Here is a 19,521-nt window from a genome sequence, read left to right on the forward strand (position 1 = left end):
CAGTTCGCGAAAATACCATTTTTTTACAATAATTAAAACCCGGCATTCCTTTTTATTGAAAGTTAGGCAGAAAGGCGGCAGTTTTCAAGGCAAAACCGTCTCATTCTCCAATGCAATCTATTCTTCTTCCACAATTTTCATTTGCACAAGGTCTATTTTGGTGTTGCTGACTTCAAGAATGGCAAAACGATAGTCTCCTATGGTCACTTCCTCCCCTTTTTCGGGGATTTCCCCGATATGGTTTACGATAAGCCCGCCAAGGGTCTCGTAGTTTTCGCTTTCGGGAAGTTCCAGTTTGTACTCTTCATTGATATAGTCTACCTCGAGCCGGGCCGAAAATTTAAACTCCTTTTCGTCGAGCTGTTCTTCCAGCAGCACTACGGTATCGTGTTCGTCTTCAATTTCTCCAAATAGTTCTTCCACGATATCCTCTACGGTGAGTATACCTGAAGTCCCTCCGTATTCATCCAGCACGACGGCTATACTCTTTCGCTTTTTGGTGAGCAGGCCCAGAATATCGTTGATCAGCATGGTCTCCGGCACAAATTCTACGGGGAGCATTACATTTTTTATCCCCTTTGGTTTTTTGAAGAGTTCAAACGAATGTACATACCCTATGATATTGTCAATAGTGTCCTGGTAAATAAGTATTTTGGAATATCCGGTGTCGGTAAACAGTTTTACCAGCCCTTTGGGCGATTCGTGGAGCTCCACGGCCACAATTTCGGTGCGGGGCACCATCACTTCCCGGGCCTTGACATCGGAAAATTCCAGGGCATTCTGAAATATCTGTATTTCGGAATCTATCTCATCTTCATCTTCCACAGCTTCCATCTGCTCGGAGATGTAATCGCCCAGCTCGACTTTGCTGAAGGTAAGCTGCACTTCGTCCCCTTTTGTCTTGAAAAATGTTCTCAGGAGAAAATCGGATATCCGGATAACCAGTTCGGATATAAACGAGAAAATCATATAAAACCCGTATGCCGGAAGGGCAAACACCCGTAACAACCTGTTGGCATACACCTGGAAGAAAACCTTGGGAAGGAACTCGCCCGTAATGAGAATAATGGCCGTGGAAATGAGCGTCTGCACAAATATGATACGCAACGGAAGCTCCCCGGCCTCCATATATGCCGGGTATATCCTGCTTACGATAAGTTCTCCCATATAAAAACCATATACCACCAAGGCGATATTATTCCCCACCAGCATGGTTGCAATAAATTTGGAAGGTTTTACCGTAAGTTTTGTAAGTATATTGGCCAGCCAGCCTTTCTGCTTTTTCTCTATTTCTATATGTATCTTGTTGGAAGATATGTAAGCGATCTCCATCCCGGAAAAAAAGGCGGAAAACAGCAGTGAAACTATAATGATTACGATAGCGTAGTCCATAATGCCAAAAACATTGTATTACCTCACGGTTTTTTACCAGCCAAACTACCTGTCCTTCTTCTTCCGTTCAAATCTCTTGCGGTAATACCTCCGGAAAAAGTACATAAAAACGGAAACTACGGCAAAGAAAGCAAAGAGATAGACCCTGCCCCTGTCCTCATTCCACTTCCTGACCATTTCCACAATGGATACCACGGCAACCACCAGGTAAACGATTTCGGTAAATCTGAAAAATTTCATTCGGTCTAAGGTTTTCCTGTTGCTAAAATGTATAAAAAATACACAGTCCTTTCACAAAGATATACAATGCGGGACATTATTCGGTAAAAAAGGGTTTCGGACACGAACGGAAAGCCGTTATTCTCTTTCTTCCTCACCCGGTTGATCGCTGTTTGCCGGAGTTTCTTCCTCGTCTACTTCAATATCCTTTACACCGTCGATCTTATAGGCTTTCACCTTCCCTTTTCCCTCATCAAAATCCTGACTGAATTCTATCCCCTCCCCGTTCATTATTGTCCCTTTTTGAGGATTGGTATAGGTGAATTTCTCCCCGGTGAAAATCCATTTGTTTTTCTGGTCCCAATAAAGTTGTGATGTTTCCAGTTTTTTCCCGTCGTGGGTAAGGAGCACGACATTACCGCGAAGGTCGGTCATATCCGTAGCCTGATAGATAATTCCATAGTCTGCGGTAACAGTGCTTTCGTTTTTGTCTTTGTCGAAGAACACCACTTTAAGTCCGTCGGGAAATTCCTGGTAGGGAAATTCCTGGTTGGAATAATCTTCACTCCGCGGACTGGTAAGTGTGGCCTTAATGCGGGCAGAGTCGGTATAGATAAGGTGGAAGTTTTCCGCAACCCCTACCGGGAAGCGTTCGGGGGTGTCTATTTTACGGATATCCTCAAAACTGGAATCGCATGAAAAAAACATTGCCACAGCCAATGCTGTGACAATGTGTATAAAAATATGATTTAACCTTTGTTGCACTTTACAGTTTACAGGTTAGGAACTTTAATGCTTCCGCCTATCCAGCATTTAAACTGAACGGTTTTGCCTGCCATTCCGGAACTGAAGACATCCTGTTTGCTGGGCGCTCTTCCTTCGTAGCTTGCTGCAGTCTGTGCTGCCTGTGATTTTACGGAAGGATCTACCTGAGCTGCTTTTCTGGCCATCTGTGCCGCTTTCCAGTACACCGCCCTTTTCTCGAATGTGGTGCTGCCGCATTGGTTGGCACTGCTGGCATACAGACCGGCTATTTGCAGGTAAGCTCTCCCGTTAGACGGCTGAACGTCCAGCACTCTTTTGAAATATTTGTAAGCCGTGGTACCTTGTCCCGCATTTTTATATTTCAATCCTATTTTATAAAGGATACTGGCCTTGTCATATGAATTGGTTTCCAGACTTACGGCTTCGTTGTAATATTTCAACGCTTCGGAAGCACTTCCTTTTTTATCCTTGAGCACCCCGAGGTAATACGCCGATTTCGCTGATGGCTCTACCTTGTGCAGGGCTTCAACCAGCTTGATGAACATAGGATCATCAGAACATTCCTTACCGTCCATACGGCCGGCGGATCTTTTAAGCCACTGTGCATCGTTCTTCTTTTCCTCGAAATTCTTTTCGAGCAGGGGGATCAGGTTTTCACAATCTGCCAGGTCTCCGAGTTTGGCATCTATACTGTTTTGTATTTTACCATAGGAAGACGTATTGATCTTGGCATTGCTGAACCTTCTTTTATCTTTAGAATTAAGCATTTCTCCGGCCTCTTCTTTCTGCAGGTATTTGTCGAGCACTTTGGAAAGGTCTTCCAGTTCCCCGTCAATACGTTCGTTTACCGCATCATAAGTATCAAATACTTCCTGCAGATCCTTGTTTCCGGCTTCATATTCATCTACAACAAGGGAGAAGTAGAGGTAAAGTGCCTTGGGATTGCTAAAATTATCGCGATCGTTCTGGAAAGCATCATCAAGCAACCCGAGGATCTCCTGATCGGTCCCTGATTTCTCATTATACATCAACAGAGCTTTTTTAGCCAACACATCGGCCTTGCTATAGCGTTTGGGGAAATATTCCAACTCCTTGTCATAAACAGACATCAGGGTGTTGATATATCCCTCGTGCTCCGCTCCCGAAGATTTGCTCAGCTTATCTTTCAAGATGCGTTCTCCGTATATATAGGTAGCCGGGTGTATCTCCGGACAATTGTCAAATACCATTTTCCAGGGTTCGTATGCGGCATCGTAATTTTTCACCTTTGCGTGTTCGCCGAATACGGATAAGTTTGTCATACATTCCGGGTTTTGCGCCTGTGCGAAAGCAAAACCTACGCCCCCAACCAAACCAAATAAAAATAATGTACCCTTCTTTTTCATTTTTTTAGAATTTATTGTGGTTAATCATACTTTCTCTTTACAAACCATTTGTCGTTGAGCGACAAACTGATGTTAAGCTTGAAATAGTCTTCCTCTATCCTTCCGTATGTAGTGGTTCCTCTTCTGCCGAATTCGAAACCGACATTGATATTGGAAAACATTCCCGCATACTGCAGTGAGTTCGTGGTCGGGATCGGGGCGCCTAACGGTAATCCCAGACCAAAAGATATGCCAAAGTCGTTCAACGGTATATTTTTTACGCGAAGGCCGGTCTCCTCATAACGGACACCAAGCCGGTAAACCATTCTCTTCCAGTAGCTTGTAAAAGAACTGTGGTCGGGTATAAAAAAACCTCCGACCGAGAACCTGCTGGCATCTTCATAGCTTACACCATCCACCGAAATGAACGGGTTATCAAAGTTACTATTTTTTTTGAATTCGTATTCCGCACCGGCAAACCACTTGCGTTCCTGCCCTATTCCTACGCCCAGCGTGACCCTTTGAGGTATGGTAAGGTCTATTTTTCTAAGGCCCATTGCTTCCAGGTCCACATCGCGGATTTCACCTCCTATGATCTGGCCGGTGGTAGGATGTACGGTCACCACCGACAGGGTACGTGAATTCTCGGAGGTGAGTTTGGTTTCGGGGGCATACATCAACGAGGAGCGCAATGTGAGTTTTTCATTCAGGCGGGCTTTATAATTCAACGCAAACTTAAAGTCCATTCCGCTAAGTTCCGAAGTATTGTTCTCCTGTGTCGGGCGCTGGATGTCGCCCACAATCCGGAGGTATTCATTTTCGATCTTCCCGAATCCGTAATTGGCTGTGGCTCCTATACTAAAATTATCCGTGATCCTGTATCCGGCAGACAGGAATACACGGTTAGTCCCGCCTTCTCCGGTAAACTGGTCCAGCGTGGTCTCTCCCCGTTCTTCAAGGTTATACCCTACGGAAGTGTAGGGCATGAGGCCAAATCCGATCCCGAGTTTTCCCCGGATCACCGGAAACCCCAGCGCCAGGTAGTCCAGGTAAGCTGTTGAAGTATTTTCACTTTGGGTTTCGCTTTTCAGGTTTTTGCTGGTATAAGCCCCCCCGGCAGTATATACCGTTAATTGCAGATCGCCGTATGCCGCGGGGTTATTGAGATTGAGATGAATACTATCGGAATAAATGCTTAAACCTCCCATTGCCTGATTTTCCGTAGTCCCTTTAAATCTCTGATCTCCAATACCGTAAAAAGAATAAGGTGAAGAAGACCCTCTTTGTGCATAACCACAGGTGGCAATACATACAATTAAAACAATAACTATCTTTCTGATCATTGGTTCTTATTGAGTTCCATAATATAATTCAACCCTTCGAGGAGGAAATTTGAATTCGCAAATATGCTACTTTTTAATTGTTTTGACAAAAAATCGAGGTCGCCGCCCGTTAAAATAACTGTTAAATGTTCAAATCGCGCTTGATATTGACTAATAACTCCATCTATTTCATTTACAACACCATTGAGCACGCCGGAAGCTATGCTTGTTGCAGTGGAGTCTCCTATAAAATCTTCCAGACGGGTAGATTCTATTAACGGTAATCTCGCCGTAAACGTATGTAGGGCCTTGTACCTCATCCTTATGCCCGGGGAAATCGCACCGCCGAGATATTGTTTTTTTTCATCCAGAAAATCATAAGTAATACAAGTGCCCGAATCAATAATGAGAACATTCTTACCTGTATATTTCCGACATGCGGCGCCTACAAGCGCCACCCGGTCGGCCCCGAGTGTTCCGGGGGTGGCATATCTGTTTTGAAAAGGCAGTACCGGCAAATTACCGAGAACATGCACATGCACCTTTTTGGCCAGTTCCGAAAGGTCATTTTCTGTAATATCCGCGACCGAAGCGATGATCATATCGGTCACAACGGGATATTTTTCCAGGACTCCCGAAATTTTTTTCAAAAATTCCCCGGAAGAGAACCTGTCGGTATACAAAACAGCATCTGATTGAAAAACAGCAATCTTCACAAAAGTATTTCCGGCATCTACGGCTAAAGTCATAATCAAAATTAAGGATGTAAATTTACAAAAGTGTTTTTTTCGCAATTTTGTTTTGTAAATATTTAATTTTGCTCCTATATTTGCACCCGCAATAAAGCAGCCGGTACCTTAGCTCAGTTGGTAGAGCAATGGACTGAAAATCCATGTGTCCCTGGTTCGATTCCTGGAGGTACCACCTTTAAAAACCCGCTTCGAAAGAGCGGGTTTTTTTATTTGATTGCCTGATATCCTTATCCTGAAAAACTCGGATCATTCCTAAAAAAAGTTGTGGATGAGGCAAAAATTATGGTAAGCTGTTCATGCGGAAATGAAAAGGTGTTATACGTTGCAAGTTACCGGTTGAGGTGTTGAGCATGCCAGAATAAGGTATCTTGCTGTCGCCAGCGAATTTTCAGCATATACGAAATCCTGGTAAAGCCATGCCTGAAGGGCTTCCCCTAATAAGTCCTTCTTATATCTTATAGTCATAGGTCTTACGTCTAAGGTCTCATAGCTATAAGCCACCGGCACTCCACAACTTTTGAGATTGGCCCTAAATATTCCTCCTTACCTACTTATATCCATATGTTGATACTTTTTTTAATGAACAAAACCGGCGATTAGAAAAATTTCACATTTACATCAATATCACCAAACCGCATCTCAAAATTTTAATGTATAGACAAACCAACTAAATAAAAAATTAGTAGTATTGTACCTTCATACCAATGAACAGACTATGAAATTTGCTATTGACCACAAAAGCCCTGTACCACTTCATGCACAGGTAGAGATCTTGCTCCGGGAACTCATAGAACAGGAGGAGTACCAGAACGGAAAAACTCTTCCGAGTGAGGTTGAACTTTCCAAAAAACTAGCCATTTCACGCACCACGGTCAGACAGGCCATTAAAAAACTGGTCTTCGAGGGATTATTAATACGAAAGAAAAGGGCAGGGACCAAGGTAGCTCCCAGACCGGTGAGTTCCAAATCAAACAACTGGCTCAGTTTTTCACAGGAAATGAGGCTGCGCGGAATCCCCATCAAAAATTTTGAATTGCACATCAGCTGGGTTCCTGCCGATGAGACACTGGCCAACTTCTTTGAGATACAAAAAGGTCGTAAAGTACTGAAAATGGAACGGGTACGGGGAAAACCGGAAGAACCGTTCGTCTATTTTGCCTCTTACTTCCACCCCCGAGTAGAACTCACGGGTGATGAGGATTTTAAAAAGCCCCTCTACGAAATGCTGGAACAGGAGCATTCGGTGATCGCCACGCTTTCCAAGGAAGAGATCAGCGCTACAGCCGCGGACGACTTTATTGCAGGGAAACTCGAAATCCCGCAGGGAGCCCCGGTATTATTCCGGAAACGCCACGTTTTCGACCAGGGCGAGCGGCCCATAGAATACAACCTGGGGTATTATAAAGCCGACAGCTTCATCTATACCGTGGAAAGTACCCGATAAGTCATCCCCTATTCTCCCTGTTATGCTCCGGCAAGACCGTATGTATAACCGTATTCCCCGACTATTATAGCCCTTTCCGGCTCGAATCGCCTCATGCCTGTTGTAAGTATTGAAAGAATTACGGCCGGCTGTTTGTTTTTTGGCTTTCTCATTGCAAGTTTGACATTTTTTCAGCCCAAGAACACGACCGGAACAAAATAATCTATCGTAAAATTATCAATAATTAAAAATAAATTAATATGTTTGTACATATCAACATTATTAAAACAATAAATCCTTATTCCATATTCTCATGGATCAAAAAGCCACTCCATCCTTGAAAAATGAACTGTCGGAGCATTCAAGAAAACGCAAATCGTCACAGTTTATCCTGCCCCACAGGATAAACAAGACTTCCTCCGATCGCAATGCCTACGAACTGTATCCGTTCCATTCCCTGGGAGAACATAAGATCTTTAACGGACTTGACTCCTTTGCCGGTTGGATCGAAAGAGAAAGGACCGTAATGATCGAGGGATATGCAGGTGTTTTCTGGGAGGACATGCAACAGGAGATCCAGGAAAAACTGGAAAAACGCGGGTACCGGATCAATTGGGTAAGGACAGCCGATTATTTTAAACCCGTTCCGGAGATCAAAAGGATCACCGCCCCCTTTCTGGGTCCGGAGGATTCGGTATGGGGAACGAAATGCACCCTCGGCATGGCAGATCTCTTCGATATGGAGTCCCTCGGCAGGATCCGGCCTTCACAGGATTCGGATATAAACATATGTATTGGTCCCGGGGCGGCCCTGTCCGGCTGGGATGCTGCCATAGCTTACATCGACCTCCCCAAGAACGAACTGCAGTTCCGCATGCGTGCCGGGGCCGTTTTCAACCTGGGGCTGGATACGCCGAACGAACCCTATAAAATGTACAAACATTATTATTTTGTAGATTGGGTGTTGTTAAACAAGCACAAGAAACAATTAACAGATCGTATCGATCTGCTGGCAGACGGGCAATGGGAGCATACGATCAACTGGATGTTCCGGGACGACCTCCTGGAAGGTCTCAAAAAGATCAGTTCTTCTGTGATCCGCGCCCGGCCCTGGTTTGAGCCGGGCCCCTGGGGAGGGCAGTGGATCAGGGAACATATTCCGGGGCTGAACAGGGATGTAGTCAATTATGCCTGGTCCTTTGCCCTGATCACGCCCGAGAACGGATTGCTGTTCGAAAGTGACGGCTACCTGCTGGAAGCCTCCTTTGACTTCCTGATGTTCCTGGAAAATGAGAATGTACTCGGAAAACAGGCTTCCCGCTTCGGGGATGAATTTCCTATCCGCTTCAACTTTCTGGATACCTGGGATGGGGGAAACCTTTCTGTTCAATGCCATCCTAACAGAAAATATATCCGGGAGGTCTTCGGGGAAAATATAACCCAGGACGAAACCTACTATATCCTGGAATGTAAGGAAGAGGCGGGCGTGTACCTCGGCTTTCAGGAGAATATCGAACCGGAAGCATTCCGCAGGGACCTGGAACACAGCCAGGAAACAAACACAGAACTGGACGTGGAAAAATACGTACAAAAACTCCCTGCCCGAAAACACGACCTCTTCCTGATTCCGAACGGAACGGTGCACAGCGCCGGTGCCGGTAACATGGTCCTGGAAATCAGTGCAACGCCATACATATTCACCTTTAAAATGTATGACTGGCTCCGCCTGGACCTCAACGGAAAGCCCCGGCCCATCAATGTGGATCACGCCTTTAACAACCTGAATTTTGAACGAAAAGGAAAACGCGTACAAGAGGAATTGCTTTCCGCACCCAGGGTCCTGGAACAGGGAAAGGACTATGAACTGCTGCATTTCCCCACACATGCCGAACACTTTTATGACATTAACCGGATCGATTTCAGGACCTCCGTACACCGTGAAACCGGACAGGCTTTTGAAGTGATGATACTGGTAGACGGGGATTCCATAGAAGTCAGGACCGAAGATGGCACCACCCAGGTCCTGGCCTATGCCGAAACTTTTGTCATCCCGGCTGCCGCCCGTACCTACACCCTGACCAACCTCGGAGATAAGACAGCCAGGGTGATCAGTGCATTTATCAAAGAAACAAGTTAAAAAACAACCGATGAAATATTTGATCAAATACCGGATCATGAACCTGCTGGCAATAAGCCTCACCCTGGCAGGGATAATCCCCGCTTGTCATGGCTGTATATCCGGCAATGCACAGCGCAGGCCATTGACTTCGGACCCGGGCGTTTCCACCGTGCCTTTATGGCATATCGGAACAGAAGACAACTCCGGGGCCGATCTGGCCCTGGGCCCTTCGGATTACAAAAAATTTCTGAGCCGGGATTTTGGCTATGAAGATCGCTATTACCTGGTGGGACATTCCAAACCCTCCGATGATTTCCCCTATGTGCTTCCGGGGCCTGACGACACCTGGGGTGGTACCTCGGGAACCGCCGGATGGCGGACCCACGAGGTCAATATTCTGTTCGGGGTGGACCGGCTTCCCGCCCGGGGAGATTGGTTTCTCGTGGCGGACCTTGCAGATTCCGCCCCTTCCGGATCGCTCTTCAAAGTGCGTGTCAACGACCAGCATGAAAAATTCCGGCTACAGGGAGTATCCGATAGTTCCATTGTCCGTACACCGGTTACCCAAGCCGGCCGGGTCCTGCGAATACCCCTTCATAAAAAAACCATACGTGCCGGGGGGAACAAGGTAACCCTGACGATTCTGGAAGGCAGCTGGGTGGTTTTCGACCATATACGCCTGGAAGGCCCTTCCGGAGCTGCACTGATCGATCCGAGAGAAGTATTTGTACGTGCCGTGGAACCGGCTGCCTATGAGCTACGGGAAAATTCCGAAAGGTTCCAGCCTCTTCTGGTCGATGTAGAACACTTATCCGGGAAACCGGTTATAGAAGTAGAACTGGATGGCCGGCACATTTTTCAAAAACAACTCGATACGGCAAGGTATAAACTGGAAGTCCCAATGCCTGCCGTATCATCGGCCCGGGAAAGCAGATACCGTGTCCTGGTCAATAGCAGGGAACTTCAATCCGGCAGTATTTCCCGTAGCCCGCAGAAGCTGCAGACACCCGCAGATTATGTAGATACCAAAATGGGAACGGCACATTCACGGTGGATGATCGCACCCGGTCCCTGGATGCCTTTCAGCATGGTGAAACTGAGCCCCGATAACCAGAATAAGGGATGGCAGGCCGGTTATCAGCCTACCTTTGAAACCATAGGCACTTTCAGCCATATCCACGAATGGACCATGGCGGGTCTCGGAATGATGCCTACCAATGGGCCCCTTCAGATCAGGGTCGGAGATGAGTCCGACCCCGATTCGGGATATCGTTCACGGATCGACAAGGCTTCGGAAGAAGCACCGCTGGGGTACTATAAAGTCCGTTTAACGGATACCGGTATCCTGGCAGAGGTCACCGCCACCACCCGGGCAGGTTTCCAGCGCTATACATTTCCCCCTGACAGGGACGGCAGGGTCATGATCGACCTGCACATCCCGGCCGAATACGACTACCAGCTGAAAAACATCGAAATGATCCGGGTCAACGATCACCGTATCGAAGGAAAAAGTCACCAGCTGACCCCGGGGGTATGGAGCAGTGATGCCGACCAGGAATACACGGTGAATTTCGTGATCGAATTTGACCGCCCGATCAAAAAACTGGGAGGATGGATCAATGACTCCATTGTTACCGGTCCGAAAATTACCGGTATTGATCTGAAAGATGCCGGGATGTTCGTGGAGTTTGATACCCGGGAAAACAATGTGGTACACGCGCGCTCCGGTATTTCACTGGTAAGTATAGACAATGCTTCCGAAAACCTGGAAACAGAGATCTCCGGCCCTTTTCAATGGGATTATGAAGCGGTGGTGGCCCATCAAAAAGAGGTGTGGAACGAATACCTTTCCCGGATCCGGGTTTCGGATGACGATTATCGTGAGAAAAAGCGGTTTTACACCAATTACTATCGTTCCCTCTGCCGGAATACCTGGAGCGATGTCAACGGAGAATGGATGGATGCGAATGAAACCGTTCAGCGTTTTACAGATCCCGAACACGTCGCCCTCGGTTGCGATGCTTTCTGGAATACCTTCTGGAATCTCAATCAGCTCTGGAATATGGTCACGCCTGAATGGTCGTCCAGGTGGGTAAACTCCCAGTTGGCCATGTACGATACCAATGGCTGGCTGGCCAAGGGCCCGGCGGGGATGGAATACATTCCCGTCATGGTGGCCGAACACGAGATCCCGTTGATCGTATCTGCGTACCAAATGGGGATCAGGGATTTTGATACCGGTAAAGCCCTCGAGGCCATGAAGAAAATGCAGACTACACCTGCCAAAGCCGTAGCCGGAGGGTTTGCAGGTAACCGGGACCTGGAAGCCTATATGAAATATCAATATGTTCCGTATGACAAGGGACGGTTCTCCAATACACTGGAATATTCCTTCGACGACTGGTCCGTAGCTCAGTTTGCCAGATCTCTGGGGGAAAAGGAAACCTATAAAATATTCCGGGAACGGGGAAACTGGTGGAAAAATGCCTTTAACCCCGAAACGGGCTATGCGCAGTTGCGCGACAGTGAAGGGAATTTCAAGCAACCTTTCGACCCTTTCCGGTCCGGGAGGAACAAAGAGTATGTAGAGGGGAATGCCTGGCAACTCAGCTATTTTGTTCCCCAGGATGTGCCGGCCCTGGCAAAGATCTTAGGTGAAGATAAGTTTGTAAAGCGCCTCGACTGGGGGTTTAAGGCCAGCGAACCCTGGCGTTATAATGCACCTAACGATCAATATTGGGATTACCCGGTAGTCCAGGGAAACCAGCAGTCCATGCATTTTGCCTTCCTGTTCAACTGGGCGGGCCGTCCCTGGCTGACCCAGAAGTGGAGCCGCTCCATCCTGGATAAATATTATGGACATGATGAAGCCAACGCCTACCTCGGTGATGAAGATCAGGGGCAGATGAGTGCCTGGTTCGTCATGGCCTCCCTGGGACTTTTCCAGACCGACGGCGGAGCCCGGGAAAAGCCCGTTTATGAGATTGCCAGCCCGCTATATAAAAAGATCGTCATTGACCTGGGAGAACGATATGACAGAGGGAAGCAATTTGTCATCGAGGCAAAAAATGTGTCCAGGGTCAATAAGTATATACAGTCCGCCACCCTGAACGGCAAAGTGCTGACCTCTTTCCGGTTCCCGTCCGGGACATTGTTAAAAGGAGGAAACCTTATCCTTGAAATGGGACCTGAACCGAACTACGAATGGGGAAAGGGAGACCTGCCCGAATAACCGGTAAATCATACTGAAATGAAATACATTTTACTGACATCGCTGCTACTGCCCCTTTTTTTCACATCCTGCGGCAGAACAAACAGCAGGAAAAACCCGGTAATTCAAACCGCATATAACGACACGAAACTCCATGTAGTCCGGGAAAAAGCACTTCAATTGGCAAAGACCGGGTTCAATGCGGGAGATGGCTACGCGGAAGTATGGATAAGGGATTACAACACCTTCGTGAATCTCGCTGCCGAAGTAAATGACAAAGACATATTAAAGGAGAACCTGAGGGTGTTTTTCAGACTTCAGGGAAAAGACGGAAATATTGTAGACGGCTTTGTCCCCAAAAATAAGGCCGGTGTTTCCGAAGGGGGATATAATTACATCCATACGGAACTGGAGAAAAAATATGCGGGCCATAAAAACACGGTAGAAACCGACCAGGAAACCTCGCTGGTCCAGGCCGTATACAAATATGTCATAAAAACAGGAGATACTGCTTTCCTGCAAGAAAAGATCGGCGGCAAAAAAGTGTCGGAACGCCTGGAACTGGCCATGGAGTTCCTCCTCCAAAAAAGATATGACAAAAAACACGGATTGATATGGGGGGCAACGACAGCAGACTGGGGCGATGTACAACCCGAGCATGAATGGGGAGTGTTTTTGACGGAAGATACCCATTATGCCATTGATATTTACGATAATGCCATGTTCATTATTGCCCTGACCAATATGACGGAACTCATTCCCGAAACGACAGAGAAATGGAAAAAGATCCGGGACAGCATTGCAGAAAATGCCATGAAATACCTGTGGGATGAGGAAAATGAAAAGTTTATCCCGCATATCTATCTGAACGGCTCCCCCTTTCCGGACGATCTCAATGAAAATGAGATATACTATCACGGCGGTACTGCCGTAGCCATCCGGGCCGGTTTGTTATCTGAAAAACAGATTGAGGTCTCCCTGCAAAAAATGGTAGATAACATGAAAAGATCCGGGGCATCCACCATAGGCCTTACCCTCTACCCTCCTTATCCCGAAGGAGCTTTCTTAAATAAAGGCATGTATCCGTACGGTTACCAGAACGGAGGGGACTGGACGTGGTTCGGCGGCCGTATGGTGATCGCCCTTTTTGAAAACGGCTTTGAGAAGGAAGCGTATGAACATATGGGCCCCATGCTGGACAGGGTTATTGAAAACAACGGTTTTTTTGAGTGGTACACATTAGACAATACCCCTAAAGGCTCGGCTTCCTTCAAGGGATCGGCAGGGGTTTTGTATGATGCTGTTGAACTGTTCCTGGACCAATCGGAATAATCATGTTTACCTAGCTGAAATGTGGAAGTTGTTTTTTGTAGATTCAAAACTTTAAATTTATGGGATCAGCACCATATGATAACCCGGATAAACACTGCGGGACCAGGAAGAGAATTTTCCACAGCAGAAGATCGGCAATAATAACAAACTGCCCCGGGATCCCGGGCGGTAAATTATACATCGGAAAAACAGCAAGATGTTTAGTATCGGAGTAGATATAGGGGGAAGCCATATTACCGCGTGTATGTATGAACACGCTGCCAGCCGGTTAAACCGGGAAACCCTGGTGTACCGTAAGGTTGACACCGGGGCCGGCAAAGCGGAGATCATCGGCCATTGGGTAAGAGCCGTTTCGGAATGCCTTGACAAGGGGAATACCGCTATCCGTGGTATCGGAATAGCCATACCCGGGCCTTTTGATTACTACAACGGGATCAGCCTGATCGAAGGCGTGGGAAAATTACAGGCGCTGTACGGGGTCAGTATCCGTCTGGAACTGGCCGAAAAACTACAGATGGCTCCCTCGCAGATCCGTTTTATAAATGATGCCACCGCCTTTTCCATTGCAGAGACCATGATCGGCCGTGCCTCCGGGTATCGGCGGACAGTAGCGATAACATTGGGGACCGGGCTAGGCTCCAGTTTCCTGATCGGGGGCAAACCGGTCATCAGGGACAAAATGGTGCCGGAAGGCGGTTTTCTCTACAACAAGTATTACGGGAACGAAATTGCCGACAATGTATTTTCCGCACGGGGGATCATAAACCTTTACAAGACCTTGTCCGGAAAAGAAACACCCAACGTGAGGACGCTGTACGAACAAGTAAATAAAGATCCTTATGCCCGGCAAACCTTTACCGAATTCGGAAAAAACCTGGGAGAATTCCTGCTCCCCTATTTATCCGGTTTTTCTGCCGGGGTTCTCGTCCTCGGGGGAAATATTGCCAGGGCATTTCCGCATTTCGGCCCCGCATTGACCGATCGACTGCCGGAAACAGAAGTCTACGTGTCCGAATTCGGTGAAGAAGCTGCCATTATCGGCAGTGCCCTGCTTATTGACGATACCTATTACAACGCCGTAAAACCAACCATCAAATTAATGTAATTCACAATGAATAAATTTAAGACAAATACCCTTTTTCCTGTTCTGTTGTGTTATATCGTAATAGGTTTTGTAGATATCATAGGAGTCAGCACCGGGTATGCCCAGCGGGATTTCGACCTTTCTCCCGAATTGGCACAATTGATCCCCTCGACCGTTTTTATCTGGTTTTTTATTCTTTCCATTCCCGTCGGGATCTTGCAGCACAATTACGGCAAGCGAAAAATGCTCCTGTGGGGGATTGTCTTTACCGTCATGGGAATGTTTATCCCGTTTACGGTATATTCTTATGGTTCCTTACTGGGCTGTTTTGTTTTGCTCGGTATCGGGAATACGATCATCCAGGTCTCTTCAAATCCATTGCTCCAGGATGTGGTCCGCGAAAAAAAGCTGTCGAGTTTTATGAGCCTTTCACAGTTTATAAAAGCCATCAGTTCACTGTTGGGGCCTATTATTGTCACGACCATGGTCGTGCAATTCGGAGACTGGAAACTGGTATTCCTGATCTATGGCATAACCTCCGTTTTCTCCGGGGCCTGGCTGGCCATGACCCCGATCGTGGAGTCACGGTCGGAAATGAAGGCTTCCTTTAAAACATCGATCGCGCTTTTGACAAAACCTTTTATTGCGTTAACGGTACTGGCCATCTTTCTCATTGTGGGGCTCGACGTAGGCATGAACACCAATATACAGAACCTGCTCGTTCAGAAATTCGGCCTTTCTCTCGAACAGGCGTCGCTGGGGATCAGTATTTATTTTGCAGCATTGATGATCAGCCGGTTCCTGGGCGCCCTGGTGCTGTCAAGGATCAATAACCGGCGTTTTTTGCTTTGGTTATCCGTGCTTACCGTACTGTTTTTAGTGTTGTTGATCCTCTCCCCGACCTCCGAATTCGCCCTCGCTATGATCTTCCTGGTCGGTCTCAGTTCGGGAAACCTGTTTCCCCTGGTCTTTTCCATGACCATAAACAGCATGCCCGAACGTTCCAATGAAATATCGGGACTGATGATCATGGCTGTTGTGGGAGGGGCCATCATCCCTCCCGTAATGGGGCTTATCAACAATGCTGCCGGGGTTTCCCTCAGCTTTGTAGTTCTGGTCTGCTGTGCGGGGTATGTTTTCTTTTCCGGTCTCTTATTTAAAAAACACCAATAATTATTATGATACGATTTTTCCTTTTACTTCCTGTTCTGACACTTTTAGCCTGTAATAACAGCAGGCAGAACACAGATACAAAATCGTCTTCAGACGCTGATGTCCTGGCTTATGTAGACCCGAACATCGGGACGGCACACAGTCGCTGGTTTTTTTATACACCGGCTTCCGTACCCTTTGGAATGGCCAAGCTCGGCCCCTCGACCAACGGGAGCTACGGCAATGCCCATGGCTGGGATGCTGTGGGCTACGATTCCCGCCATCACAGTATTGAGGGATTTGCCAACCTGCACGAATTCCAGGTCGGCGGTTTTTTATTTTCTGCCATGACAGGCCGGTTAAAAACGGTTCCCGGTACCCTGGAAGACCCGGATTCGGGTTATCGCTCCCGGTTCAGCAGGAAGGATGAAGTAGCGCAACCCGGCTATTACAAGGTACTCCTGGACGATTATAAGATTACCGCCGAACTTACGGCTACCAAACGTGTAGGATTCCAGAGATATCGTTTTCCCGAATCCGACAGTTCTTATGTGATCATGGATGTCGGTAACGAACTGGGAGAAAGCGGGGATGTCAAAGACGCCTATGTTTCCTATAACAAAAAGGACCATACCGTAGAAGGGTGGGTGATCACCTATCCGAAATACGTGCAGAAATACCAACCCGAAGGGGAAGTTAAAATGTTTTTTTCCGCAAAAGTAGATACTCCTCCCGCGGCCGTAGGTACTTTTCAGGGAGAGCAACAGTTTCCCGGAGAAACCGACAGACAGGGTAAGGGTGTTGGAATATATCTGAGGTTTAAAACAAAACAGGACGATATGGTAGAAGTTAAGGCCGGATTTTCCTATACTTCCCTGGAAAACGCCCGAAACAACCTGATGACGGAAGCCCGCGATCTGGATTTCGAACAGGCCCGAAAAGCGGCCCGGGATACCTGGATAAAGGAATTGAACAAGATCAAAGTGACCGATACTTCCACTGTCAATAAAACAAAATTCTATACAGGACTGTTCCACGCTCTATTGGGCCGCGGACTGGCCAGTGATGTCAACGGGCAATTTCCGCAGAACGACGGTAGCGTAGGACAGATACCCCCGGATGAAAACGGAGTCCCCGAATTTGAGTTCTACAATACTGATTCGGTGTGGGGGGCGTTCTGGAACCTTACCCAGTTATGGACCCTGGTATGGCCAGAATATTACAACGATTTTATACAGTCGCATCTGGCAGTGTACAAAAACTCCGGATGGCTCGGCGACGGGCTGGCCAATTCCAAATTCGTCTCCGGTGTCGGAACCAATTTTGTAGGTCTGATCATGGCCTCCGCCTATCAATCGGGTATACGGGACTATGATGTGGACCTGGCATTCAGGGCCGCGTATGAAAATGAAGTAAAGTATGAAAACAGGAACCCGGGAGCCGGAAAAACGGACCTGAAAGGTTTTGTCGAGAAGGGCTATATCAATCAGATCGAAGGCATGGATTCGAATCCCACAGGCTCGGGATTTTCAGCCTCCCATACCCTGGAATACAGCTATAGCAGTTTTGCAGTGGCCCAGTTTGCCAAAGCGTTAGGTAAGGAAAAAGAATATGGAGAACTGATGAAATTATCGAAGAACTGGGAAAATATTTACGACGAGGAATCTGACTTTATCCGTCCCAGGCTGGCTTCCGGGGAGTTTATCCGGGATTTCGACCCTTTTGCCCCCTGGATAGGCTTTCAGGAAGGAAATGCCTGGCAATATACCTTTTACGTACCCCATACTCCTGAGCGCCTGGTCCATAAAATGGGGGAAGATAAATTTGTAAAACGCCTGGATTCCATTTTTACGGTTTCCGAGAAGACCAAATTCGGCGGAGAGGATATCGATGCCTTTGCAGGAATAAAATACCTGTATAACCAGGGAAACCAGCCCAATTTGCACATTGCCTGGCTGTTCAATTATACAGACCATCCGTGGCTGACCAAAAAATGGGTGAGAAAGATCTGCGATAGCTTCTACGGGACAGAGGACGTTCACGGATACGGATACGGGCAGGATGAAGACCAGGGACAACTGGGCGCATGGTACGTAATGTCTTCCATGGGATTATTCGATGTCAAGGGATTGACAGCGCTAAAGCCCTCTTTTCAATTCGGAAGCCCTATGTTTGATAGCATCCGGATTGAGAACGGTTACGGAAATACGATCAATATCACTTCGGAAAACAATGCTCCCGGGAATTACTATATCCAATCCATTACACTGGACGGGAAAGAATATCACCGGAATGAGATCTCCCTGGAAACCCTGAAATCGGGTGCAAATCTTCATTTTGTCATGGGAAATACACCTGATAAAGATTTGTTCAAATGACCTGTGTTTACAATAAATTTGCTTAAACTTTTCTTAATTGACCGTAAAGATTATAGACTCATTGAACCTTCACTTTACATCAAATAATTCCTGCAAGAAACATCAATTCTTCCACAAATCGGTTCGACAATAGTCCCGGAAGTTCCACCTTAAAAAAACCCGCTTCGTAAAGAGCGGGTTTTTTGTTTCTGCATCTTATTTGGTACAAATAGCTATTTTCTATTTTTGTTAAAATATACTCCTGATGGCATAAATAAAAACAGGTTGATTTTAAAGAACGAAGGGATTTGCATTTCTCTCTTTTGAAATTAGTGTGAGATATAACAATTTTTTAATTATTTTTGATAAATTACATCAATAAATATATTTATCTATGCAATTAACTAAATATATTGAACTATACCTAATAAAACACATTAGACCATCTTTTTGAAACGGATCCGGCTACATACTGAAAAGACAGAAAAAGACCATAGCGATAGTACTTCTTTCGACAATTTATTCAGGCTTTATTATGATAAATTATTACACATAGCCAAAGGGTATGTTGTTTATCGGGAAGATGCCGAAGAAATTGTTCAGAATACTTTTTTAAAACTCTGGGAAAACAGGAATAACATCGGTTCCATCAGGAATATTAACAACTATCTCTATACACTTACCAGGAACGGTTGCCTGGATCTTTTAAAGCACCGTGAAGTACGGCTCGATTATTCGGAGAAAAAAAAATCCATCCAACAGCAGTTCCTGAAAGATGAAGCGGCATCACTCCTACTGGAAAACGAATTACAGAAAAAGATTGATGAAAGTATCGACCTGCTTCCGGACAAATGCAAAGAAGTGTTTGTAAAAAGCAGGATAGAGGGCATGAAGCGAAAGGAGATCGCTGCTCTTTTAAATTTATCTCCAAGAACTGTTGATAATCATATAGCCAATGCTTTAAAGTATATGAGGCTTCATTTAAAGGATTTCATTTCTTTCTTTTTTTAAATTTTCTGCTATCCGTTT

The 19,521-nt window shown here is 46.5% G+C and carries 15 protein-coding genes and 1 tRNA gene; 9 read left to right on the top strand and 7 right to left on the bottom strand.

All coding sequences use genetic code 11. The features are described 5' to 3' along the window. Positions 1-117: 117 nt before the first annotated feature. The 6 genes from LS482_RS04855 to LS482_RS04880 form a co-directional block, all read right to left on the bottom strand. Positions 118-1,392, bottom strand: a complete 1,275-nt coding sequence (locus LS482_RS04855; protein WP_233030624.1) for a hemolysin family protein — start codon at positions 1,390-1,392, stop codon at positions 118-120. A gap of 45 nt (positions 1,393-1,437) precedes the next feature. Beyond that, on the bottom strand, positions 1,438-1,632 hold the full coding sequence (locus tag LS482_RS04860) for a hypothetical protein (protein ID WP_233030625.1): 195 nt from the start codon (positions 1,630-1,632) through the stop codon (positions 1,438-1,440). A 117-nt stretch (positions 1,633-1,749) separates the two neighbouring features. Further along, positions 1,750-2,376 carry an LPS export ABC transporter periplasmic protein LptC gene (lptC, locus tag LS482_RS04865; RefSeq protein WP_233030626.1) on the bottom strand — a complete coding sequence of 209 codons (627 nt, stop codon included), beginning with the start codon at positions 2,374-2,376 and terminating at the stop codon, positions 1,750-1,752. Positions 2,377-2,384: 8 nt separating this feature from the next. After that, positions 2,385-3,677, bottom strand: coding sequence for a hypothetical protein (locus tag LS482_RS04870; RefSeq protein WP_233030627.1), 1,293 nt, complete (start codon positions 3,675-3,677; stop codon positions 2,385-2,387). A 104-nt stretch (positions 3,678-3,781) separates the two neighbouring features. Beyond that, positions 3,782-5,083, bottom strand: coding sequence for a BamG family beta-barrel-assembly machinery protein (gene bamG, locus LS482_RS04875; RefSeq protein WP_233030628.1), 1,302 nt, complete (start codon positions 5,081-5,083; stop codon positions 3,782-3,784). Then, entirely contained in the window at positions 5,080-5,811 is a 732-nt protein-coding gene (locus LS482_RS04880; protein WP_233030629.1) for a type III pantothenate kinase, read from the bottom strand. Before LS482_RS04880 ends, bamG begins: the two co-directional genes overlap by 4 nt. A gap of 102 nt (positions 5,812-5,913) precedes the next feature. On the opposite strand from LS482_RS04880, the gene LS482_RS04885 reads away from it, so the two are divergent. Together LS482_RS04885 and LS482_RS04890 are read left to right on the top strand one after the other, a co-directional pair. Continuing rightward, positions 5,914-5,986, top strand: a tRNA-Phe gene (locus LS482_RS04885). A gap of 543 nt (positions 5,987-6,529) precedes the next feature. Continuing rightward, positions 6,530-7,258, top strand: a complete 729-nt coding sequence (locus tag LS482_RS04890) for a GntR family transcriptional regulator (protein WP_233030630.1) — start codon at positions 6,530-6,532, stop codon at positions 7,256-7,258. Between the two features lie 20 nt (positions 7,259-7,278). Here the strand turns inward: LS482_RS04890 and LS482_RS21675 are convergent, their stop codons facing one another. After that, positions 7,279-7,410, bottom strand: coding sequence for a hypothetical protein (locus LS482_RS21675; RefSeq protein WP_302849396.1), 132 nt, complete (start codon positions 7,408-7,410; stop codon positions 7,279-7,281). A gap of 164 nt (positions 7,411-7,574) precedes the next feature. Between LS482_RS21675 and LS482_RS04895 the strand changes: the two genes are divergently transcribed. The 7 genes from LS482_RS04895 to LS482_RS04925 all read left to right on the top strand — a co-directional run bounded on the left by LS482_RS04895 (position 7,575) and on the right by LS482_RS04925 (position 19,503). Continuing rightward, on the top strand, positions 7,575-9,374 hold the full coding sequence (locus LS482_RS04895; protein WP_233030631.1) for a class I mannose-6-phosphate isomerase: 1,800 nt from the start codon (positions 7,575-7,577) through the stop codon (positions 9,372-9,374). A 10-nt stretch (positions 9,375-9,384) separates the two neighbouring features. After that, positions 9,385-12,588: a GH92 family glycosyl hydrolase gene (locus LS482_RS04900; RefSeq protein WP_233030632.1), complete on the top strand. Its 3,204-nt coding sequence runs from the start codon at positions 9,385-9,387 to the stop codon at positions 12,586-12,588. Between the two features lie 18 nt (positions 12,589-12,606). After that, on the top strand, positions 12,607-13,899 hold the full coding sequence (locus LS482_RS04905; protein WP_233030633.1) for a GH36-type glycosyl hydrolase domain-containing protein: 1,293 nt from the start codon (positions 12,607-12,609) through the stop codon (positions 13,897-13,899). Positions 13,900-14,095: 196 nt separating this feature from the next. Then, positions 14,096-15,004 carry an ROK family protein gene (locus tag LS482_RS04910; protein WP_233030634.1) on the top strand — a complete coding sequence of 303 codons (909 nt, stop codon included), beginning with the start codon at positions 14,096-14,098 and terminating at the stop codon, positions 15,002-15,004. Positions 15,005-15,010: 6 nt separating this feature from the next. After that, the gene (locus LS482_RS04915; protein WP_233030635.1) at positions 15,011-16,156 is read left to right on the top strand and encodes an MFS transporter; all 1,146 of its coding nucleotides are present in this window, start codon (positions 15,011-15,013) and stop codon (positions 16,154-16,156) included. A gap of 5 nt (positions 16,157-16,161) precedes the next feature. Continuing rightward, positions 16,162-18,513: a GH92 family glycosyl hydrolase gene (locus tag LS482_RS04920; protein ID WP_233030636.1), complete on the top strand. Its 2,352-nt coding sequence runs from the start codon at positions 16,162-16,164 to the stop codon at positions 18,511-18,513. A gap of 429 nt (positions 18,514-18,942) precedes the next feature. Beyond that, the gene (locus LS482_RS04925) at positions 18,943-19,503 is read left to right on the top strand and encodes an RNA polymerase sigma-70 factor (RefSeq protein WP_233030637.1); all 561 of its coding nucleotides are present in this window, start codon (positions 18,943-18,945) and stop codon (positions 19,501-19,503) included. Positions 19,504-19,521 lie beyond the last annotated feature (18 nt).

The sequence above is a fragment of the Sinomicrobium kalidii genome, from assembly GCF_021183825.1.
Classification (GTDB): Bacteria; Bacteroidota; Bacteroidia; order Flavobacteriales; family Flavobacteriaceae; genus Sinomicrobium; species Sinomicrobium kalidii.